The 21,354-nt window shown below is 58.2% G+C and carries 17 protein-coding genes, 1 tRNA gene and 1 pseudogene; 16 read left to right on the forward strand and 3 right to left on the reverse strand.

The window, feature by feature from the left end; translation table 11 throughout:
• The first annotated feature begins 11 nt into the window (after window positions 1–11).
• The 4 genes from RAE19_RS17780 (at window position 12) to RAE19_RS17795 (ending at window position 2,434) form a co-directional block, all read left to right on the forward strand.
• Window positions 12–1,457, forward strand: a complete 1,446-nt coding sequence (locus tag RAE19_RS17780) for a leucyl aminopeptidase (protein ID WP_313876125.1) — start codon at window positions 12–14, stop codon at window positions 1,455–1,457.
• A complete protein-coding gene (locus RAE19_RS17785; RefSeq protein WP_313876126.1) occupies window positions 1,454–1,888 on the forward strand; it encodes a DNA polymerase III subunit chi in 435 nt (144 codons plus the stop codon). The genes RAE19_RS17780 and RAE19_RS17785 overlap by 4 nt, the downstream gene beginning before the upstream one ends.
• Window positions 1,888–2,253 (forward strand): hypothetical protein, encoded by a 366-nt coding sequence (locus tag RAE19_RS17790; RefSeq protein ID WP_313876127.1) that lies wholly within the window; start codon window positions 1,888–1,890, stop codon window positions 2,251–2,253. The genes RAE19_RS17785 and RAE19_RS17790 overlap by 1 nt, the downstream gene beginning before the upstream one ends.
• 91 nt (window positions 2,254–2,344) lie before the next feature.
• Window positions 2,345–2,434, forward strand: a tRNA-Ser gene (locus tag RAE19_RS17795).
• A gap of 59 nt (window positions 2,435–2,493) precedes the next feature.
• Here RAE19_RS17795 and RAE19_RS17800 read toward each other — a convergent pair.
• The gene (locus RAE19_RS17800) at window positions 2,494–3,402 is read right to left on the reverse strand and encodes an SPFH domain-containing protein (RefSeq protein ID WP_313876128.1); all 909 of its coding nucleotides are present in this window, start codon (window positions 3,400–3,402) and stop codon (window positions 2,494–2,496) included.
• A gap of 12 nt (window positions 3,403–3,414) precedes the next feature.
• Complete coding sequence (locus tag RAE19_RS17805) at window positions 3,415–3,840, reverse strand: NfeD family protein (protein WP_313876129.1); 426 nt, start codon at window positions 3,838–3,840, stop codon at window positions 3,415–3,417.
• 131 nt (window positions 3,841–3,971) lie between these two features.
• Here RAE19_RS17805 and RAE19_RS17810 point away from each other — a divergent pair, with 131 nt between their 5' ends.
• On the forward strand, window positions 3,972–6,242 hold the full coding sequence (locus RAE19_RS17810; protein ID WP_313876130.1) for an arginine/lysine/ornithine decarboxylase: 2,271 nt from the start codon (window positions 3,972–3,974) through the stop codon (window positions 6,240–6,242).
• Between the two features lie 116 nt (window positions 6,243–6,358).
• Here the strand turns inward: RAE19_RS17810 and fabI are convergent, their stop codons facing one another.
• The gene (gene fabI / locus RAE19_RS17815) at window positions 6,359–7,144 is read right to left on the reverse strand and encodes an enoyl-ACP reductase FabI (protein ID WP_313876131.1); all 786 of its coding nucleotides are present in this window, start codon (window positions 7,142–7,144) and stop codon (window positions 6,359–6,361) included.
• A 42-nt stretch (window positions 7,145–7,186) separates the two neighbouring features.
• Here fabI and RAE19_RS17820 point away from each other — a divergent pair, with 42 nt between their 5' ends.
• From RAE19_RS17820 to RAE19_RS17870, 11 genes and pseudogenes are all read left to right on the forward strand, one after another.
• Window positions 7,187–8,989, forward strand: coding sequence for an extracellular solute-binding protein (locus RAE19_RS17820; protein ID WP_313876132.1), 1,803 nt, complete (start codon window positions 7,187–7,189; stop codon window positions 8,987–8,989).
• A 2-nt stretch (window positions 8,990–8,991) separates the two neighbouring features.
• Complete coding sequence (locus RAE19_RS17825) at window positions 8,992–10,017, forward strand: microcin C ABC transporter permease YejB (RefSeq protein ID WP_313876283.1); 1,026 nt, start codon at window positions 8,992–8,994, stop codon at window positions 10,015–10,017.
• Complete coding sequence (locus RAE19_RS17830; protein ID WP_430962582.1) at window positions 9,995–11,038, forward strand: ABC transporter permease; 1,044 nt, start codon at window positions 9,995–9,997, stop codon at window positions 11,036–11,038. The genes RAE19_RS17825 and RAE19_RS17830 overlap by 23 nt, the downstream gene beginning before the upstream one ends.
• Window positions 11,035–12,645 carry an ABC transporter ATP-binding protein gene (locus RAE19_RS17835; protein WP_313876134.1) on the forward strand — a complete coding sequence of 537 codons (1,611 nt, stop codon included), beginning with the start codon at window positions 11,035–11,037 and terminating at the stop codon, window positions 12,643–12,645. Before RAE19_RS17830 ends, RAE19_RS17835 begins: the two co-directional genes overlap by 4 nt.
• A gap of 134 nt (window positions 12,646–12,779) precedes the next feature.
• Window positions 12,780–13,379, forward strand: a complete 600-nt coding sequence (gene rimP, locus RAE19_RS17840; protein ID WP_313876135.1) for a ribosome maturation factor RimP — start codon at window positions 12,780–12,782, stop codon at window positions 13,377–13,379.
• A 59-nt stretch (window positions 13,380–13,438) separates the two neighbouring features.
• Window positions 13,439–14,935 carry a transcription termination factor NusA gene (gene nusA, locus RAE19_RS17845; RefSeq protein ID WP_313876136.1) on the forward strand — a complete coding sequence of 499 codons (1,497 nt, stop codon included), beginning with the start codon at window positions 13,439–13,441 and terminating at the stop codon, window positions 14,933–14,935.
• A 24-nt stretch (window positions 14,936–14,959) separates the two neighbouring features.
• The gene (gene infB, locus RAE19_RS17850; RefSeq protein ID WP_313876137.1) at window positions 14,960–17,881 is read left to right on the forward strand and encodes a translation initiation factor IF-2; all 2,922 of its coding nucleotides are present in this window, start codon (window positions 14,960–14,962) and stop codon (window positions 17,879–17,881) included.
• A 14-nt stretch (window positions 17,882–17,895) separates the two neighbouring features.
• Window positions 17,896–18,264, forward strand: a complete 369-nt coding sequence (gene rbfA / locus RAE19_RS17855) for a 30S ribosome-binding factor RbfA (protein ID WP_293661605.1) — start codon at window positions 17,896–17,898, stop codon at window positions 18,262–18,264.
• Window positions 18,265–18,268: 4 nt separating this feature from the next.
• Window positions 18,269–19,270: a tRNA pseudouridine(55) synthase TruB gene (truB, locus tag RAE19_RS17860; RefSeq protein WP_313876138.1), complete on the forward strand. Its 1,002-nt coding sequence runs from the start codon at window positions 18,269–18,271 to the stop codon at window positions 19,268–19,270.
• Window positions 19,271–19,285: 15 nt separating this feature from the next.
• Entirely contained in the window at window positions 19,286–21,109 is a 1,824-nt protein-coding gene (gene typA, locus RAE19_RS17865; protein ID WP_313876139.1) for a translational GTPase TypA, read from the forward strand.
• A gap of 123 nt (window positions 21,110–21,232) precedes the next feature.
• Window positions 21,233–21,354, forward strand: a pseudogene (locus tag RAE19_RS17870) (permease); the annotation flags it as partial.

Genomic DNA, 21,354 nt, shown 5'->3' on the forward strand with positions numbered 1-21,354 from the left:
AAGAGCGAATTATGAACTTTGAACTGAAGCCTCTGAACCTCGTGGCCTTGGCCAATGAAAAAGCCGACCTGCTGGTCCTCCTCATTGCGCAGGATTTCAAGCCCGGCAAGGACGAACTGTCCATCTTGATTGGCAAGGCCTTGAAGCAGGGGGACTTCAGTGCCAAGCCAGGCACGGTCTTGGCACTGCACCGGCCGGTGCAAGCCAATGCCGCGAAAGTTCTGTTGGTAGCCGTGGGGGAGGGTACGGCGCGCCAAGTGCGCTCTGCAATTACCGCGTGTGCGGGAAGCCTGAAGGCGCCGGTCGTTAAAAAGGCAGTGATCGCGTTTGCAGGTCCTGCCCGGGAAGATGCGGTCCGTGTAGTGCCCCTTGCGGTTGCGGACGCCACATACGTGTACACCCACACCAAATCCAAGCCCGAAGGGCGCCAGTTGCAAAAAGTGCTGGTCGGTGCGAGCAACGCATCAGAGATCGCTGCCTCATTTGCGGTGGCGGTGGGCACTGTGGCGGGCGTCGAGTTTGCCAAAGAGTGGGCCAATCGCCCAGCCAACTACGCAACGCCAACCTTGTTGGGGCAAGCCGCTCAAAGTCTGGCGGAGTTCGCCAAAATCAGCTGCGAAGTGCTAGGCCCTAAAGAAGTTGCCAAACTGGGTATGGGCTCCTTCATGGCGGTCGCCCAGGGGTCTGATGAGCCCCTGCGCTTCATTGTGCTGAAGTACAGCGGCGCTACCAAAGCGCAGGCGCCGCTGGTGCTGGTGGGCAAGGGCATTACTTTTGATAGCGGCGGCATTTCCATCAAGCCTGCGGCGGAGATGGACGAGATGAAGTTCGACATGTCCGGTGCCGCCAGTGTGCTCGGAACCTTCAGGACGCTGGCGGAGCTGAAGCCCGCGATCAATGTGATTGGCTTGATCCCGGCTTGCGAGAACTTGCTGAATGGCAAAGCTGTGAAGCCTGGCGACGTGGTGACCAGCATGAGCGGCCAGACGATCGAAATTCTCAACACCGATGCCGAAGGTCGGCTGGTGCTGTGTGATGCACTGACCTACGCAGAGCGCTTTAAACCGACCGCAGTGGTCGATATTGCGACCTTGACCGGGGCGTGCATGGTCGCGCTTGGTGGGGTCCGAAGCGGCCTGTTTTCCAGCAAGCCGGCGCTGGCGGATGCGCTTTTCAAAGCCGGTGAGACCAGTGGTGACTTGTGCTGGCAGCTGCCCCTCGATGAAGACTATGCGGATGGCTTGAAAACCAATTTTGCGGATGTGGCCAACGTGGCGGGTCGTGCAGGTGGCGCGATCACGGCTGCCAAGTTCCTCCAGCGCTTTACCGAGAAGTTTGACTGGGCGCATTTGGACATCGCGGGCACCGCCTGGAAAGGTGGGGCCGCCAAGGGCGCTACCGGACGGCCCGTGCCGCTGCTGGTGGAGTTTGTGCTGAGTCAGGTTGCCGGTAAGTGACAGACGTTGCCTTTCATTTCGGGGCCCCGAACAAGCTGGAGTACGTAGGGCGCCTTCTGAGAAAGGCCGTCGCCCGAGGGGCGCGTTTGACGGTGCTCGCCGTTCCGGCCCAAGTGCAATATCTGGATGTCAGTTTGTGGGCAACCTCGCCGACCGATTTTTTGGTGCATGGTGTTGACAACGGTACGTCGCCTGATCTGCGTTGCCCGGTTGTGTTGACATCCAAAGTTCATCCCGCTTTGTCGAGTCACGGCGTGTTAGTCAACCTGACCCATGAAATGCCCGAGGGCTTTGATGTGTTTGACCGGGTAATCGAGGTCGTGTCTGTGGATGAGGAAGACCGCGCCACGGCCCGTCTTCGTTGGAAGCAATATGTGCAGCAGGGCTATGCGATCCAGCGGCATGACCTGAAGCTGAAAGGCACTGAGTGATGCAGGCACCCAAACACCCCCCCCGTTTTTTGCCTACCCTGACTGAGGTAGTGAAGCACCCCGCGCCAGCGACGGAGTCTGCTGAAATTCCTGTGCTGCTTGAGGAGGAGGTACTGGCTCCAGTTGTCGCTTCAACGTTCGTGGAGCCTGTGGCTTCCGTGATGACGGATGAAGATCTGATTGCCAAAGTGATGGTGCAGTTAACCCCCGTTTTGGAGCAGGTGGTGCAAGACGCTTTGCAGCAGAGTTTGCAGGCGCGTCTGCATGTATTGTTGCCCGGCGTCATGGAAGATGTTGAGGCAACCGTCAGCCGTGCGGTAGCGGATGCGTTGCAGGGCGTGCACGCGGAGCAAGAACGCCAATGACGCTCAAGTGTCGGCTGAAAGACAGTTTTTTCTAAAAAGTTTCCTAGATCAGCCGGGATGCCCGAAATAACGGGCTAGAATACGAGGCTCTGGAGCGGTGGATGAGCGGTTTAAGTCACACGCCTGGAAAGCGTGCGTGGGGTAATACCCACCGCGGGTTCGAATCCCGCCTGCTCCGCCAGAAACAGATAGCCCGTAGTGTTTTGCACTACGGGCTTTTTTGTTGCACGTTAGTTGTGTTTACTTGCTGGATTGCACCATTTTCATGGCCGTCGCAATCAGGCCAGACACTTCGCTCATATTGCCGGGGATGATCAGCGTGGTGGTTGCGTCGGCAGCCACTTTGGCGTAAGCGTCGACAGCCCGTTCAGCGACTTTGAGTTGCACCGCTTGCTCGCCGCCGGGCTGGCGAATGGCCGCGGCAATACGCTCGATGGCGTTGGCCGTTGCTTCGGCCACTGCAGTGATGGAGGCCGCTTCACCTTGGGCGCTGTTGATGGCAGCCTGCTTTTCGCCTTCTGAGCGTGCAATGAAGGCTTCGCGCTCGCCGGTTGCAATATTGATTTGCTCTTGGCGGCGGCCTTCGGAGGCGGCAATCAGCGCGCGTTTTTCACGCTCTGCGGTAATCTGGGCCTGCATCGCGTGCAAAATTTCTTTGGGTGGCGTGAGATCTTTGATTTCATAGCGCAGCACCTTTACACCCCAGTTGAGTGCCGCTTCATCGATGGCCGCAACCACTTGGGCGTTGATGATGTCGCGCTCTTCGAATGTTTTGTCCAACTCTAACTTGCCGATGACTGAGCGCAGGGATGTTTGAGCCAGTTGGGAAATGGCAATGATGTAATTGCTCGAGCCGTAACTGGCGCGCATGGCATCGGTGACTTGAAAGTACAGAATGCCGTCAACTTGCAGCTGGGTGTTGTCTTTGGTGATACAGACCTGGCTTGCGATGTCGAGCGGGATTTCTTTCAGCACATGCTTGTAGGCCACGCGATCAATGAACGGCACCAGAAAGTTCAGGCCGGGTGTCAGGGTGCCGTGGTATTTGCCGAGGCGTTCAATCACCCACGCATGCTGCTGGGGCACGACTTTGACCGACCGCGTCACAAAAATAATAGCGACGACCAGAAGAAGAATTGCGATTTCCATAAAGTTCCCTCGTTAAGCTTTATCCACTAGCAGGCGATTGCCCACCATTTCTGCTACCCGGTGCGCGCCGGGTATTGGGCTGACGCCCGTGCGATGGATTGCGGTCCACGCTGCGCCGCGGTAGTGGACTTGGGCAGTGCCGTCGTGGCTCCAGGCGCCGATCTGCACTACTTCGCCGATATCTAGGTTCACATTGGGGTTGGCCTGCGCAGGTGGCTCCGACCGGCCGCGTGAGCGGCGGAGGTGCCACACTGCCACCGCACCGCCACCCACCAAGGATGCCCAGACGAGCTGCGCAGTGACGCTGGCGCCAACATAGGCTGCTAGTGCCGCCGCGGCTGCGCCCAGCCCGAGCATCAGCAAATAAAACGTTCCGGTGAGCAGCTCCAGTGCGACCAACGCACCCACGGCCAGCCACCACAGGTTGGGTTCCGACATGACGGGGACTCCAGTTGTATTGATGACGCCACATTGTGGGCCAATTGCGGGACGCTGCCGCCGCGTTGCCACATTTAGTCCTTACACTTCGCGCCTGTTTGCCATTTTTAGCCCGCTGTTGGAGCCTGTAGATGAAGTTTCGTTTTCCCATCATCATCATTGACGAAGATTTCCGTTCGGAAAACACGTCGGGTCTTGGCATCCGTGCCTTGGCGCAGGCGATCGAATCCGAAGGATTCGAAGTACTGGGCGTCACTAGTTACGGTGATCTGAGCCAGTTCGCCCAGCAACAGAGCCGTGCGAGTGCTTTCATCTTGTCGATCGACGATGAAGAGTTCACGCCTGGCCCGGATTTGGACCCTGCGGTGCTGAATTTGCGCCACTTCATTGAAGAAGTCCGCCGCAAGAACCTCGATGTCCCGATTTATGTGTACGGCGAGACCAAAACCAGCCGCCATATCCCCAACGACATCCTGCGCGAACTGCACGGCTTCATTCACATGTTTGAAGACACGCCTGAGTTCGTGGCGCGTCACATCATCCGCGAAGCCAAAGGCTACCTAGAGGGCGTGCAGCCGCCCTTCTTTAAAGCGCTGCTCGATTACGCGGAAGACGGCTCTTACAGCTGGCACTGCCCTGGGCACTCGGGCGGTGTCGCCTTTTTGAAGAGCCCGGTGGGCCAGATGTACCACCAGTTTTATGGTGAGAATATGCTGCGCGCCGACGTGTGCAACGCGGTGGAAGAGTTGGGTCAATTGCTGGACCACAACGGGGCCATCGGTGCCTCCGAGCGCAATGCGGCGCGCATTTTTAATGCGGACCACTGCTTCTTTGTGACCAATGGCACCTCCACCTCCAACAAAATGGTGTGGCACCACACGGTGGCACCCGGTGACATCGTGATCGTGGATCGCAACTGCCACAAGTCCAACCTGCACGCCATCATCATGACCGGCGCGATTCCGGTTTTCTTGAAGCCGACGCGCAACCACTTCGGCATCATTGGCCCGATTCCGCAAAGCGAGTTTCAGCCGGCCACTATCCAGGCCAAGATCAAGGCCAATCCGTTGCTCAAGGGGGTAGATGCCAAAAAGGCAAAGCCCCGTATCCTGACACTGACGCAAAGCACCTACGACGGCGTGCTCTACAACACCGAAACCATCAAGAGCATGCTCGATGGTTATGTGGAAAACATCCACTTTGACGAGGCCTGGCTGCCCCACGCGGCATTTCACCCGTTCTATGGCACCTACCACGCCATGGGCAAGAACCGTGCGCGCCCCAAAGAGGCCGTGGTGTACAGCACGCAATCCATCCACAAGCTGCTGGCCGGTATTAGCCAAGCGAGTCACGTGCTGGTGCAAGACTCGCAGACCGTCAAGTTGGACAAGCACTTGTTCAACGAGGCCTACCTGATGCACACCTCCACCAGCCCGCAGTACAGCATCATTGCCAGCTGCGATGTGGCTGCTGCCATGATGGAGCCACCCGGTGGCACCGCATTGGTGGAAGAGAGCATTGCCGAGGCGCTGGACTTCCGCCGCGCCATGCGCAAGGTGGACGAAGAATACGGTGACGACTGGTGGTTCAAGGTCTGGGGGCCGGACAAGCTGGCCGAAGAAGGCATAGGCCGCGCCAATGACTGGATCATCAAGGGCGAAAGCAAAACCGCCAAGGCCAACTGGCACGGCTTCGGCAAATTGGCCAGCGGCTTCAACATGCTGGACCCCATCAAGTCCACTATCGTGACGCCCGGCTTGGACCTGAACGGCAAGTTCGCCAAGACTGGTATTCCGGCGTCCATCGTGACCAAGTTCTTGGCGGAGCACGGCGTGGTGGTCGAGAAGACCGGCTTGTACAGCTTCTTCATCATGTTCACCATCGGCATTACCAAGGGCCGTTGGAACAGCATGTTGACCGCGTTGCAGCAGTTCAAGGACGACTACGCCAAGAACCAGCCCATGTGGCGCGTGTTGCCTGAGTTCGTGCAGAAGTACCCGCGCTACGAGAAGATGGGCTTGGCAGACCTGTGCCACCACATCCACCAGCTGTACGCCAAGTTCGACATCGCTCGCCTGACGACCGAAGTGTATTTGAGCGATCTGGTGCCGGCCATGAAGCCTAGCGACGCCTACGCCCATATTGCCCTGCGCAAAACCGAGCGCGTGGAAATTGACCACTTGGAGGGCCGCGTGTCGGTCGGCATGGTCACGCCTTATCCACCCGGTATTCCTTTGCTGGTGCCCGGCGAAGTGTTCAACAAGAAAGTGGTGGACTACCTCAAGTTCTCCCGCGAGTTCAACGCCCAGTGCCCCGGTTTTGAGACCGATGTGCACGGTTTGGTGAGCGAAGTGGGTGAAGACGGCAAGGTCCGCTACTACGCTGACTGTGTGAAGGCTTGATTCGCCTCTGAGGGACGTGAGTCCCAAAGAAAAGAGCGCCTGCAGATCACTCTGTAGGCGCTCTTTTTTTGATAGCTACCCGCGCACATTCCATGAGCGCGAGCGGCGTATTCGGCTTAAATGTCTGTGGTTACGCCCATGGTCTGGCTGTAACCGCCGTCCACATAAGTGATCTCTGCAGTCACACCGCCCGCCAGGTCGCTCAGCAAGAACGCCGCCACATTGCCCACGTCTTCCGTCGTCACATTGCGGCGAATCGGGGACGCGCCGGCTACTGTGTTGAGCAGCTTGCTGAAGTCTTTGATGCCGCTGGCGGCCAGGGTCTTGATCGGGCCGGCGCTGATGCCGTTGACGCGGATGCCCTTGGGGCCCACGGCTTCGGCCAGGTAGCGCACGCTGGCTTCCAGCGATGCTTTGGCCAAGCCCATGGTGTTGTAGTTGGGAATGATGCGCTCAGCACCCAAGTACGACAGGGTCAGCAAAGCCGCTTTGGGCGACAGGTAGGGCAGGGCTGCCTTGGCCATCGCCGGGAAGCTGTAGGCGCTGATGTCGTGCGCGATTTTGAAATTTTCGCGGGTCAAGCCGTCCAGGAAATTGCCTGCAATCGCCTCACGGGGCGCAAAGCCGATGCTGTGCACAAAGCCGTCGAAAGTGGGCCAGTGTGCCGACAGGTCTTTGAACAACTGGTCGATTTGCTCGTCATTGCCGACATCGCAGTCGAACACCAGCGTGGAGTCGAAGTCTGCGGCGAACTCGGTGATGCGGTCCTTGAAGCGCTCGCCCACATAACTGAAGGCCAATTCGGCGCCTTGTTCTTTGCACGCTTTGGCGATGCCATAGGCGATGGAGCGGTTCGACAGCACCCCGGTAATCAACAACTTCTTGCCTGCTAAAAAGCCCATATCGTCCTCTTAAAAATGCGTGGTCTAGTGCAGAATTGTCGCATGCGGAATTGGGCACTATTACTCTGGAGTTTCACGGCGGGCAGTGCGTGGGCAGCCCATGGCTATGCGCTTTGGGGCGACTTGCAGTACCCCGCCGGTTTTGAGCACTTCAAGTATGTGAACCCGGATGCCCCCAAAGGCGGCGAACTGCGCCTGGTCAGTAACTTGCGGGTGTCTACCTTTGACAAGTACAACCCTTTCACTGTCAAAGGCTCTGCCCCGGCGTATTTGAGTAGCCTCATGTTCGACAGTTTGCTCGCAGGGGCGCTGGATGAGACCGCCGCCGGGTATGGCCTCCTTGCCAAGGACGTGTCTGTCGCGCCGGACCGCTTGAGTGCGACCTTTGTGCTCAGGGCAGAGGCTCGCTTCCACAATGGGGACCCTGTGTTGGCGCGTGATGTCAAACACAGTTTTGACATGCTCAAAAGCGCGCAGGCAGCACCGGGGTATCGCAGCCTGCTCGAAGAGGTGTTAGGGGTCGATGTGCTGGACAGCCGCACCGTGCGGTACCGGTTTGCCAAGCCGAATCGCGAATTGCCCCTCACGGTCGGTGGCCTGCCTGTGTTCAGCCACCGTTGGGGCGAGACGGCCGGCGTACCGAAACCGTTTGACCAAATCGTGATGGACGTACCGATTGGCAGCGGGCCCTACAAAATCGGGCCGGTCAATTTCGGCAAGGACATTACCTATGTGCGCGACCCACAGTACTGGGCGCGAGGCCTCCCCGTTCGGCGTGGGACCGCCAACTTTGACCGGATCACCGTGAAGATCTACAAAGACAGCACGGCGAGGCTGGAGGCATTGAAGGCCGGTGAGTTCGATCTGATGCGGTTTTTCTCCGCCGGTGACTGGGCAAGGCGGGTCAACGGTCGCAAATTCGACAGTGGTGAACTGGTCAAAGAAGAGTTTCGCCATACTTTGCCCACCGGCTTCCAGAGTTATGTGCTCAACACCCGCTCACCAAAGTTACGAGACGTGCGGGTGCGCCAAGCACTGGGCTTGGCGCTGGATTACGAGTGGATGAATCGGCAGATGTTTTACGGCGCCTACCAGCGTGTGCAAGGGCTGTTTGGCAATACGGCCTGCCAAGCCCAAGGATTGCCCACCGATGCCGAGCTGGCCCTGTTGGCGCCTTTGCGGGGACAGATACCGGAGCCTGTTTTCGGCCCCATGGCGCAAGCGCCCCGCACGGATGGCGCACGCAGTCTGCGGGACAACTTGCGTGAAGCCCAAGAGCTGCTGCAGCAAGCGGGCTGGACTTATCGTGATGGCGCATTGCGCAATGCCCAAGGGCAGGCGCTGGAGCTCGAATACCTCGATAGCAACGAAAGCGGCGTTCGGGTCGCCACACCGTGGGCACGCAACTTGGAAAAAATCGGCGTCAAGCTGAATTTCCGCCCGGTGGACTTTGCGCTGTACCAGCAGCGCCTGCAAAAATTTGAGTTTGAGGTGACCTCTATCGCCTACGCAGGAACCCAAAACCCCGGACAGGAGTTTGTGGATCTTTTCGGCAGCAAGGCCGCGCTGCAAGAGGACTCCGGCAACCTGAGCGGTGTGCAAAGCCCCGCGGTAGACACGCTGATTCAACACATGACTTCTGCCAACTCCCGGGACGCGTTGTTGCCCGCCTGCCGCGCCCTGGACCGGGTCATTGCCCATAGCTACCTGTTAGTGCCTCAATGGTCAGCCAGCACGCACCGCTTGGCCTACAACCATTGGCGCTTGGACAAGCCTGCCGCCATGCCGCCCTTTGCCGCCGGTGAGGGGTGGGCGATTGACACCTGGTGGGCCAAACAACTATGAACTTGTTGGCTTACACACTGAAGCGTTTGTTGTTGATGGTGCCGACCCTCTTCGGTGTGCTGCTGTTGACGTTTGCGGTGGTGCAGTTTGTGCCTGGCGGGCCGGTCGAGCAGTACCTTGCCGAGGCCAAGGCAGGCGGCAGCGTGGGGGCCGAAGGCGGCTTGAGTTACCGCGGAGCGCAGGGAGTGGATCCCAAGCGCCTGGAGCAAGCCAAGGCTTTGTACGGGTTTGACAAGCCGGCCCCGGAGCGTTTTTGGCAGATGCTCAAGCAGTTCGCCCGCTTCGACTTGGGAACCAGTTTTTTTCAGAACCGCAAGGTGTCTGAGCTGATTTGGGAGAAGTTGCCGGTCTCCATGAGCCTTGGGCTATGGACCTTTTTCATCAGTTACGGCATCGCGGTGCCTTTGGGTATTGCCAAAGCCGTCCGTGCAGGTACACGGTTTGATCTGGTGACCAGTACCCTCGTGTTGGTGGGGTTTGCGATCCCCGGCTTTGTCCTTGGTGTGGCTTTGTTGGTGGTGTTTGGTGGACAACTGCAATGGTTTCCACTGCGCGGACTGACCTCCTCGGATTGGGAGAGCCTGAGTTGGGGGGCGCGTATCGTGGACTACCTCTGGCATATCGCCATGCCGGTGACCGCCATGGTGATGAGCAGTTTTGCAACCATCACTATCCTGACCAAGAACTCGTTTCTCGAGGAAATCCGTAAGCAATATGTGTTGACGGCCCGGGCCAAAGGCTTGCCGGAGCGCATGGTGCTTTGGAAACATGTGATGCGTAATGCGCTGATCCCCATCGTCACCGGATTTCCTGCGGCGTTTATCGGTGCGTTCTTTACCGGATCGCTGCTGATCGAAACCCAGTTCTCGCTGGATGGTCTGGGGCTTCTCAGTTACGAGAGTGTGATCCGGCGTGACTATCCAGTCGTCATGGGCACCCTCTATTTGTTCACCCTCATAGGTTTGGTCACCAAGCTGGTGTCCGACCTCTGTTACGCCTGGGTCGATCCCCGTGTCACATTCGAATAACCCCGGACCCGCTGCACGCGCATGGCGCCGCTTCCGTCGCAATCGGCTGGGCTTTGTCAGCTTGTGGGCCTTTGTCGCGCTGGTTTTGCTGAGTCTGTGTGCAGAATTGATCTCTAATGACCGCCCTTTGGTGGTGGTGTATCAAGGCCAAACTTATTGGCCACTGGTGCGCGATTACCCGGAGACCACCTTTGGTGGAGACTTTGCCACCCCTACGGACTATCTGGATCCCTTTATCCAACAGCGCTTGTCGCAAGAAGGCAATTGGGCCTTGTTTGCCCCCAATCGCTATGGCCCCAAGACCTTAAACTATTTCGCGACAGCGCCCAACCCGGCGCCTCCCAGTCGTGCCAATTGGCTGGGCACCGATGACCGGGGCCGCGACTTGCTGGCCCAGTTGATTTACGGGTTTCGGGTGAGTGTGCTGTTTGCGTTGGCGCTGACGCTGACCGGCGTGGTTTTAGGCGTGTTGGCGGGCGCGGTACAAGGTTTTTTCGCCGGTAAAACTGATTTGGTGATGCAGCGCGCTATTGAAATCTGGGGCTCCATGCCTGAGCTGTACTTGCTCATCATCTTCAGTGCGGTGTTTGCACCCAGCGTGGGCTTGCTCCTGGTCTTGTTGAGTCTGTTTGGCTGGATGGGGCTGTCAGACTATGTGCGGGCCGAGTTTTTGCGCAACCGGCAGCTGGACTACGTGAGGGCGGCAAGGGCGTTGGGCGTTTCAGATGGGGTCATCATGACCCGCCATATCTTGCCCAACAGCTTGACGCCGGTCGTGACCTTTTTGCCATTCCGCATGAGCGGTGCCATCTTGGCGCTGACATCGCTTGATTTTCTCGGCTTGGGCGTGCCGCCGGGAACGCCTTCGTTGGGTGAATTGCTGTCCCAGGGTAAGAACAACATCGATGCCTGGTGGATCTCTCTGTCCACCTTTGCGGTGCTCGTGGTGACCTTGCTCTTGTTGACCCAAATGGGTGATGCCTTGCGTGATGCCCTGGATCCACGAAAGCAGGATCTATGAACTTATCGACAGTATTGCTGCAAGTGGAGCAGCTCAGGGTGTCTTTTGACGGCAAGGACGTGGTCCAAGGTGTTGATTTCATGATCCGGGCCGGTGAAAAGCTGGCGTTGGTGGGGGAGTCCGGGTCCGGCAAAACGATAACCGCGCTGAGCCTTTTGGGCTTGGCGCAAGGGGCTCGCACTTCAGGGGCTGCGCATTTCGCCACCGCCTCAGGGGCCGTCGATTTGTTGGCACTGTCGGAGCAACAGCTCCGCGGCATCCGCGGGCAAGATATCGCCATGGTGTTTCAAGAGCCGATGACCGCTCTGAACCCATTGTTCACCATTGGCGAGCAGATTGCTGAGGTCTTGCAAGAAAAACAGGCTGTATCCCGCGCAGAAGCTGCGCAAATGGCTATCAATTTAATAGCGGATACCGGGATCGACGATCCCGCTCGCCGTGCTGGTGCCTACCCGCACCAGCTATCGGGCGGGCAGCGCCAGCGCGCCATGATCGCAATGGCCTTGGCCTTGGCCTGCTCACCCCGCTTGTTGCTCGCTGATGAGCCGACCACCGCCCTCGACGTGAGCGTTCGCCAGCAGATTCTCGATTTGTTGGCAGAACTGCAGGTGCGCAAAGGCATGGCGATTTTGCTGATTACCCATGATTTGCACCTGGTGCGCCGATTTGCAGACCGGGTGGCGGTCATGGAGCGGGGGCATATCGTGGAGCAGGGCAGCGTAAGTGAGGTATTTGCCGCCCCCCAGCACCGCTATACCCGCGAGTTGCTGGATAGCTTGCCAGTGCGCGATGTGGCGCCGCTCCTGCCGGATGCGCCCCTGGTTTTGGAGCTGGCGGGTGTCGGCGTGGACTACCCGGTCGCCCGGCCTGGTTGGCGTGGATGGTTTTCCCGCGGCCGATTTGCTGCGGTGCAACAGGTGGGCGTTCAGCTGCGCCGCGGCGAAACTCTGGGCGTGGTCGGCGAATCCGGCTCGGGCAAATCGACATTGGCACTCGCTGCACTGGGCTTGGTACCGTATGCGGGCGATGTGCGCGTCGGTGGGGTGGCTTGGACAGGGCGCTCCAGGACAGACGTATCTCTCCGAAAAAAAGTACAAGTCGTTTTTCAAGATCCTTTTTCGTCCTTATCGCCCCGGCTGACGGTCGATGAGTTGGTGGGCGAGGGCTTGGATGTCCATTGCCCAGGTATCAGCCGGGAGCAGCGGCAGCAGCGAGTGGTCGATGCACTGGCAACCGTGGGCATCACAGAGACCCAGTTTCCTGGCATGCTCGAGCGTTACCCGCACCAGTTCTCGGGCGGACAGCGGCAACGTTTGGCTATTGCGCGGGCTTTGGTTTTGGAGCCAGAAGTTTTGGTGCTGGATGAGCCCACGAGTGCCTTGGATGTCACATTGGCACAGCAGGTACTCCGCCTGCTGCAAGGGCTGCAAAAGGCGAAGGGGCTTTCTTATCTGCTGATTACCCATGACGTAGCGGTGGTGGAGGCCATGGCGCACCGGGTGGTGGTGATGCACCAAGGGCGGGCGGTGGAGACGGGGCTCATCTCGGATGTGTTCAGTGCGCCCCAGCATCCCTACACTGCAAAATTACTCGCTGCCAGCCGGTAATTTCCTTAAGAATCAAGGGCTTTGGGGCGCTTTTCAGGTACAATCCAAGCTTCACGACCAAACGGGCGGGTAATTACCGCCCGTTTTTTTTGGTCGATCGTTTTTCATCCTTACATCAGGCAGGCATTACAGACGTGGCATTACAGGACATCGTTGAACAAACCGTAGCAGGGCTGGGATATGACTTGATTGAGATCGAGCGCTCCGCCGGTGGCTTGCTGCGCATTACCATCGATTTGCCCTGGGTTGCCCCCGTTGAAGGCCGGCCGGTTGTGGAGCAGTTCATCAATGTCGAGGACTGCGAAAAAGTCAACCGCCAGTTGCAGTTTGCGCTGGAGGTAGATGGCATTGAATACAAGCGCCTAGAAATTTCGTCTCCGGGTATCGACCGGCCCCTGCGTCATGTGCAAGATTTCGAGCGTTTTTCTGGCCAAGTGATCGACATCACCCTGAAGGCACCCATGGGTGCGGCTGCCAATGGGCAGGTCAGTGCCAATCGGAAAAAATTCCGCGGCACGTTGGAGCGGGTTCCTGCCGCTGACGGCAGCATCGGTTGGCAAATCGTGTGGAGCGATGCCCCAGAGCCCAAGCCCGGTCAAAAAGTAAGTAAAAAGCGCGTTCCGCCACCTTTGCAGGCTCTGGGCTTTGCACTGGATGAACTGCGCGAGGCCCGTTTGGCGCCGATTGTGAATTTCAAAGGCCGTAACGGTCAGGCGCAAGTGGACGAGGTCTGAGTTCCTTGCCCCGTATTCGATTTGTATTGGTTGATTAGAGTGTTCAGGAGAGTCATGGCATGAATCGCGAACTGTTGATGCTGGTTGAAGCAATTTCCCGTGAGAAAAACGTGGAGCGTGATGTGGTGCTGGGCGCCGTAGAGGCTGCTCTGGCGCAAGCCACCAAAAAGCTGTACGCCGGTGATGTGGATATCCGCGTCGCCTTGGATCGCGATAGCGGCAATTACGAGACGTTCCGCCGCTGGCACGTGGTCCCCGATGAGGCCGGTCTGCAATTGCCTGACCAGGAAATTCTGCTGTTCGAAGCCAAAGAGCAAATCGCCGACATCGAAGTTGATGAGTACATCGAAGAGCCTGTGGCGTCGGTGCCAATCGGCCGGATCGGTGCGATGGCTGCGAAGCAAGTGATTTTGCAAAAAATCCGCGATGCTGAGCGCGAGATGTTGCTCAACGACTTTATGTCGCGCGGCGAGAAGATTTTTGTGGGCACCGTCAAGCGCATGGACAAAGGCGACATCATTGTCGAATCCGGCCGTGTGGAAGGGCGCTTGCGTCGTGGCGAAATGATCCCCAAGGAAAACCTGCGTACGGGTGACCGCGTCCGCGCCATGATCATGGAAGTGGACCTGACCTTGCGTGGCGCACCGATTGTGTTGTCCCGCTCGGCGCCCGAGTTCATGATTGAGCTGTTCCGCCAGGAAGTACCTGAAATCGAGCAAGGGCTGCTGGAGATCAAGTCGTGCGCCCGTGATGCTGGCTCCCGTGCCAAGATCGCAGTCTTGTCCCATGACAAGCGCGTGGATCCGATCGGAACCTGTGTGGGTGTCCGCGGTACCCGCGTCAATGGCGTGACCAATGAATTGGCTGGTGAGCGCGTCGACATTGTGTTGTGGAGTGAAGATCCAGCGCAGTTTGTGATTGGTGCTTTGGCCCCGGCCAACGTCTCGTCTATCGTGGTGGACGAAGAACGTCACGCCATGGATGTGGTGGTCGATGAAGAAAACCTCGCGATTGCGATTGGTCGTGGCGGTCAAAACGTGCGCTTGGCGTCCGAACTGACCGGTTGGAAGATCAACATCATGGACGCTGCAGAGTCCGCCCAGAAATTGGCGAACGAAACAGACTCCGGTCGCAAGCTGTTCATGGAAAAGCTGGATGTGGACGAGGAAATCGCCGACATCCTGATTGCCGAAGGCTTTACCAGCTTGGAAGAAGTGGCCTACGTGCCGCTGCAAGAGATGCTGGAGATCGAGTCCTTCGACGAAGACACAGTGCATGAGTTGCGCAACCGTGCCAAAGACGCACTGTTGACCATGGAAATTGCACACGAAGAAAGTGTGGAAGAGGTCTCGCAAAACCTGCGTGACTTGCAGGGCTTGACCCCTGAATTGATCGGCAAATTGGCAGACGGCGGCGTGCATACCCGTGACGAACTGGCTGACCTTGCCGTTGACGAATTGACAGATATTACCGGCCAGTCTGCGGACGAGGCCAAGGCCCTGATCATGAAGGCGCGCGAGCATTGGTTTACCAATGACGGCGCTTCTCAAGAGTAACGGTCATGAAAGGTTTCACAGAATATGTCCAGTACGACCGTTGCCGAGTTTGCCAATGAACTCAAAAAATCTACCGATACCCTGCTTGAACAGCTGAAGTCCGCCGGAGTGCCTAAAGCCTCCGCCGCAGATCCGCTGACCGATGCCGACAAACACAGCTTGTTGAGCTACCTGCAGAATAGCCATGGCACTGCCAGCCCAGAGCGCAAAAAGATCACCTTGGTGAAAAAGCAAACAACCGAAATCAAGCAGGCCGATGCCACCGGCAAGGCCCGCACTATCCAGGTGGAAGTGCGTAAAAAGCGCACGTTTGTGCGCCGCGATGATGGCGTTGAATCCACGGTAGAAGTGGAAGAGCAAGACATGGCTGCCGCCAATGCTGCGCAAGCTGCTGAAGACGCCGAGTTGGCTCGCCGCGAAGAAGAAGCCAGCCGTCAGGCCGAACTGATTCGCCGTCAAGAAGAAGAGTTGGCCCAGCGTCGCCGCGAACGCGAAGAGCAGGAAGCGCGCGCCAAGGCTGCTGCAGAGCAAGCCGCTGCACAAGAGCGTGAAGCCCAAGCCGCTGCTGCCCGTAAAGCGCAAGAGCAGGTGCAGGCCACCGTGAAAGCCACGCCTGTAGCAGCCGCTCCGGCCGTGGATGCCGCCGCAGCAGCGCAAGCTGCAGAAGCCGCTGCGAAGGTCGCCGCTCAAGAGCGCGCGAATGCTGCAGCCCAAGCATCCAAGGCAGCCGCTGCCGAAGAAGCTGCGCGTGCAGCGGATTTGGGTGAGCGTCGTCGCAAGGCAGAGGCCGAGGCTGCTGCTATCCGCTCGATGATGGCTGCTCCTAAGAAGGTCATGATTGCGCCCAAGAAGGTGGAAGAGCCCAAGCCGGCTGCTGACGCCAAGGCGGGCATGAAGGGCACGCTGCACAAGCCGGCCAACGGCTCGGCAGTGGCAAAACCCGGTAAACCGGCGCCTGGCGCAGCGACCACCGCTGCACCCGCTGGGAATGGCAAAGAGGTGAAGTCCGCCAAGCTGTCGAGCAGCTGGGCTGGAGATCCTGCCAAGAAGAAAGAATTGAAAACCCGGGGTGATACGTCTGCCGGTGCTGGTCGTTCCAGCAACTGGCGCGCGGGTCCCAAAGGACGCCGTGGCAATGACCGCGACCGTGATGACCATCACAACCAGCAGGCAGCGCCTGTGGAAACACGCGTCATTGAAGTCCACGTGCCGGAAACCATCACCGTGGCCGAATTGGCGCACAAGATGGCGATCAAGGCCTCTGAAGTGATCAAGGCGCTCATGAAAATGGGCCAGATGGTCACGATCAACCAGCCACTGGACCAAGACACCGCCATGATCGTGGTGGAAGAAATGGGTCACAAGGCCATTGTGGCTGCGCTGGATGATCCGGAAGCGTTTACCGACGACGAAGTGCAGGGCCAAGAGTCTGTCTCGTTGCCGCGCGCTCCGGTGGTGACCGTGATGGGCCACGTGGACCACGGTAAGACATCTCTGCTGGACTACATCCGCCGCGCCAAGGTGGCTGCGGGCGAAGCCGGTGGCATTACCCAGCACATCGGTGCTTATCACGTGGAAACTCCGCGTGGCATGGTGTCCTTCCTGGATACCCCCGGTCACGAGGCCTTTACGGCCATGCGTGCCCGCGGTGCACAAGCGACTGACATTGTGATTTTGGTGGTGGCGGCCGATGACGGCGTGATGCCACAGACCAAAGAAGCGATCAAGCACGCCAAAGCGGCTGGCGTTCCTTTGGTGGTTGCGATCACCAAAGCGGACAAGCCCGATGCCAATTTGGAGCGCGTCAAGCAAGAGCTGGTGGTGGAAGAGGTGGTGCCGGAAGAATACGGTGGCGATTCGCCATTCGTTCCAGTGTCGTCCAAAACCGGCATGGGCATTGATGACTTGCTCGAGCAGGTGTTGTTGCAAGCTGAAGTCCTAGAGTTGAAGGCTCCGGTGGACGCCATGGCCAAGGGTCTGGTGATCGAAGCTAAGCTGGACAAGGGCCGCGGCCCGGTTGCCACCGTGTTGGTGCAGTCCGGCACTTTGAAAGCGGGCGATGTGGTGTTGGCAGGCCAGACTTATGGACGCGTGCGTGCCATGCTGGACGAAAACGGCCACAAGATCGAAACCGCCGGTCCTTCCATTCCAGTGGAAATCCAAGGCTTGACCGAAGTTCCCCAGGCTGGCGACGAGTTTATGGTGTTGTCCGACGAACGCCGGGCACGCGAGATCTCGACCTACCGTGCCGGTAAGTTCCGCAACACCAAGTTGGCCAAGCAACAAGCAGCCAAGTTGGAAAATATGTTTGCAGACATTGGTGGTGGCGACGTCAAGATGCTGCCAATCATTGTCAAGGCCGACGTGCAAGGCTCGCAAGAAGCATTGGCGCAGTCCCTGCTCAAGCTGTCGACTGACGAAGTCAAGGTGCAGATGGTCTACTCCGCCGTGGGTGGTATCAGCGAATCTGACATCAACTTGGCGATTGCTTCCAAGGCTATCGTGATTGGTTTCAACACCCGTGCCGATGCCGGCGCCCGCAAGTTGGCTGAAGGCAATGGCGTTGACATCCGTTACTACAACATCATTTACGACGCCGTGGATGAGTTGAAAGCGGCCATGTCCGGCATGTTGGCGCCCGAGAAGCGTGAGGAAGTTATCGGTACTGCCGAAATTCGCACGGTGTTCGTGGCGTCCAAGATCGGTACGGTCGCGGGTTGTATGGTGACCAACGGTTATGTGACGCGCAGCGCCCACTTCCGTCTGTTGCGCGACAACGTCGTCATCTACACCGGCGAGTTGGACTCCTTGAAGCGTATGAAAGACGATGTGCGCGAGGTCAAAGAAGGCTTCGAGTGCGGTATCAAGCTCAAGAACTACAACGACATCAAGGAAAGCGATCAGCTCGAGTTCTTTGAGATCAAAGAGATCGCCCGTACCCTGTAAGCGAGAGTCACTGCGTGCGTAAAAAGTCTTCTACCCCCAATCGGAGCTTTCAAGTAGCCGACCAGATCCAGCGTGATCTGGCGGAATTGATTGCTCGCGAATTGAAGGACCCCCGGGTCGGCATGGTCACCATTCAAGGCGTGGAAGTGACGCCGGACTATGCCCATGCCAAGGTGTTTTTCAGCCTGTTGGTGGGCGATCCGGTGGGTACGGCTGAAGGCCTGAACCAGGCGGCGGGCTTTTTGCGCGCGGGCTTGTTCAAGCGTCTTCATATCCACACGGTGCCGACACTGCATTTCATTTTTGACCAGACCACTGAACGGGCTGCAGACATGAACGCATTGATTGCCCGTGCGGTGTCTTCGCGCGCCAAAGAGGATTGACACCATGAATGCGCCGCGTGCACGGGTTGCAAGGCGCCCCGTTCACGGGGTGCTGTTACTGGACAAGCCTTTGGGTTTGTCCAGTAATCAGGCTTTGCAGAAAGCCAAGTGGTTGCTCAGGGCCGAGAAGGCAGGGCATACTGGTACCTTGGATCCATTGGCTACGGGTGTCTTGCCCTTGTGTTTTGGCGCGGCGACGAAATTCAGCCAGATGCACCTGGATGCCGACAAGGCTTACGAGACAACCGTCCGCCTAGGCATCAAAACCAGCACCGCGGATGCCGAAGGTGAAATCTTGCTTGAGCGCCCTGTGGCGTTCACCCAAGAGCAACTGGATGAAGTGCTGCTGCGGTTTACAGGCCCGATTGCACAGGTCCCGCCAATGCACAGTGCCTTGAAGAAAGATGGTAAGGCCCTGTACGAGTATGCGCGGGCCGGTATCGAGATAGAGCGTGAGGCTCGCCATGTGGTAATTCATGGGCTTAAAAGGCTTTCCGCCCTCATGGATATTGCGGAACCTGCTATCAAATTGGGAGTGGATTGCAGCAAGGGGACGTATATACGGACCTTGGGCGAAGACATTGGTGAGGCCTTGGGTTGCGGCGCGCATTTGAGCGCCTTGCGTCGTGTGCGGACGGGTGGATTTGACACCACGCACTGCATCACGCTGGAGGCACTCGAGGCCATGACCGAAGCTGAGCGCATGGCTTGCCTGCTGCCGGTGGACGCGTTGCTGGCGCAGCATGTCGCTGTCACATTGGACAGTGACAATGCGGCACGATTTTTGAGTGGAATGCGGCGGCGCGGGAGTTGGGCCGACGTAGAACAGGTCGCGGTGTACGCCGCTTCCCCCAAAGCCTTGTTGGGTACGGCGCAGGTCAAGGCCGGGGAGCTGATCCCGGTGCGGTTGTTGAGTCCGCTGGAAATCAGTGAAACCCTGGGGCAGCAAGCCGCCATGGAAACAAGTTTGAAACAGAGTAGCGAAAACTGGGCCCCTGTGGCTTAAGCAAGAAAGTGAACCATGAGTAAACAAATCCGAAACATCGCCATCATTGCGCACGTTGACCACGGTAAAACCACCATGGTGGACCAGTTGCTGCGTCAGTCCGGCACCTTCGCCGAGCACGAAAAAGTGGTCGACACCGTGATGGACAACAACGCCATCGAAAAAGAACGTGGCATCACGATTCTGGCCAAGAACTGCGCAGTGAGCTGGGAAGGCACTCACATCAACATCGTGGACACCCCCGGACACGCGGACTTCGGCGGTGAAGTAGAGCGCGCCTTGTCCATGGTTGACAGCGTGTTGTTGCTGATCGATGCCCAAGAAGGCCCCATGCCCCAGACCCGCTTCGTGACCAAGAAGGCCTTGGCCTTGGGTCTGAAGCCGATCGTGGTGGTGAACAAGGTGGACAAGCCCGGTGCGAACCCTGACAAAGTGGTGAACGCTGCTTTTGACCTGTTCGACAAATTGGGTGCGACTGACGAGCAGTTGGACTTCCCTGTGGTTTATGCCTCCGGTATCAACGGCTGGTCGTCCCTCGAGGAAGGTGCTCCCGGTGAGCAGTGGGGCCCCGACATGTCGGCCCTGTTCAACACGATTCTGAAGCACGTTCCACCAAACTCCGGTGACCCTGCTGCGCCTTTGCAGTTGCAAATCTCCGCACTGGACTTCTCCAGCTTCGTGGGCCGTATCGGTGTGGGCCGTATCAGCCAAGGCACGATCAAGCCTATGCAGGACGTGGTGGTCATGGAAGGCCCGGACGGCAAGGCTGTCAAAGGCCGTGTGAACCAGGTGCTGACCTTCCAAGGTCTGGACCGGATGCAGAGCCCCTTGGCAGGCCCGGGCGATATCGTGCTGATCAACGGTATCGAGGACATCGGTATCGGGGTGACAGTAACTGACCCTACCAACCCTCAGCCCCTGCCCATGTTGAAGGTGGACGAGCCTACCCTGACCATGAACTTCTGCGTGAACACCAGCCCATTGGCCGGTCGTGAAGGCAAGTTTGTGACCAGCCGCCAGATCTGGGACCGCCTGCAAAAAGAACTGCAGCACAACGTGGCGCTGCGCGTCAACGAAACCGACGAAGAAGGTGTGTTTGAAGTGCTGGGTCGCGGTGAACTTCACCTGACCATCCTGCTGGAAAACATGCGCCGTGAAGGCTACGAAATGGCCGTAAGCAAGCCCCGCGTGATGTTCAAAGACATCAACGGCGAGAAGCATGAGCCTATCGAGCTGGTGACAGCCGACATTGAAGAACAACACCAAGGCGGCGTGATGCAGGCCATGGGTGAGCGCAAGGGCGAGTTGATCAACATGGAACCGGACGGCCGTGGCCGTGTCCGTTTGGAATACCGTATTCCGGCCCGTGGCTTAATCGGTTTCTCCAACGAGTTCCTGAACTTGACCCGCGGTTCCGGCTTGATCTCCAACATCTTTGACAGCTACGAGCCGCACAAAGGCGACATCGGCGGCCGTAAGAACGGAGTACTGATCTCCATGGACGACGGTGAAATCTTCACCTACGCCTTGGGCAAGTTGGATGACCGCGGTCGCATGTTCGTCAAGGCGAACGATCCGGTGTACGAAGGCATGATTGTGGGTATCCACAACCGTGACAATGACTTGATCGTGAACGCCACCCGTACCAAGCAGCTGACCAACTTCCGCGTGTCCGGTAAGGAAGATGCAATCAAGATCACACCTCCGATTGAGCTGACCCTGGAATACGGCGTGGAGTTCATTGAGGACGACGAGTTGGTCGAAATCACGCCCAAGTCCGTGCGTCTGCGCAAGCGTTTCCTGAAAGAGCACGAGCGTAAGCGCGCTTCCCGCGACTGATCCTGTTACGCCGGACTTGTCCGGCGCATGTCAGGTAAGCCCAAAACGGCCGCGGCCCAGCCATGCTGGTTCCGCGGCGTTTTTACGTCTGGGCTGCCTTTTCGAAACAAAAAGGGGAGGGCGATGAAGTTAAGCCATAACCGCGCCGTGCTTTTGATGGTCATGGTGACCTTGATGTGGTCCACCGCGGGTGTTGTGACGCGGCACTTGGAATCAGCGCGCAGTTTCGAGGTGACCTTTTGGCG

Origin of the sequence: Rhodoferax potami, from assembly GCF_032193805.1 — a bacterium.
Lineage (GTDB): Bacteria > Pseudomonadota > Gammaproteobacteria > Burkholderiales > Burkholderiaceae_C > Allorhodoferax > Allorhodoferax potami_A.

Coding starts and splice junctions, on each gene's coding strand:
- RAE19_RS17780 (WP_313876125.1), top strand. CDS start 12: ATGAACTTTGAACTGAAGCCTCTGAACCTCGTGGCCTTGGCCAATGAA.
- RAE19_RS17790 (WP_313876127.1), top strand. CDS start 1,888: ATGCAGGCACCCAAACACCCCCCCCGTTTTTTGCCTACCCTGACTGAG.
- RAE19_RS17800 (WP_313876128.1), bottom strand. CDS start 3,402: ATGGAAATCGCAATTCTTCTTCTGGTCGTCGCTATTATTTTTGTGACG.
- RAE19_RS17805 (WP_313876129.1), bottom strand. CDS start 3,840: ATGTCGGAACCCAACCTGTGGTGGCTGGCCGTGGGTGCGTTGGTCGCA.
- RAE19_RS17810 (WP_313876130.1), top strand. CDS start 3,972: ATGAAGTTTCGTTTTCCCATCATCATCATTGACGAAGATTTCCGTTCG.
- fabI (WP_313876131.1), bottom strand. CDS start 7,144: ATGGGCTTTTTAGCAGGCAAGAAGTTGTTGATTACCGGGGTGCTGTCG.
- RAE19_RS17820 (WP_313876132.1), top strand. CDS start 7,187: ATGCGGAATTGGGCACTATTACTCTGGAGTTTCACGGCGGGCAGTGCG.
- RAE19_RS17835 (WP_313876134.1), top strand. CDS start 11,035: ATGAACTTATCGACAGTATTGCTGCAAGTGGAGCAGCTCAGGGTGTCT.
- nusA (WP_313876136.1), top strand. CDS start 13,439: ATGAATCGCGAACTGTTGATGCTGGTTGAAGCAATTTCCCGTGAGAAA.
- infB (WP_313876137.1), top strand. CDS start 14,960: ATGTCCAGTACGACCGTTGCCGAGTTTGCCAATGAACTCAAAAAATCT.
- truB (WP_313876138.1), top strand. CDS start 18,269: ATGAATGCGCCGCGTGCACGGGTTGCAAGGCGCCCCGTTCACGGGGTG.
- typA (WP_313876139.1), top strand. CDS start 19,286: ATGAGTAAACAAATCCGAAACATCGCCATCATTGCGCACGTTGACCAC.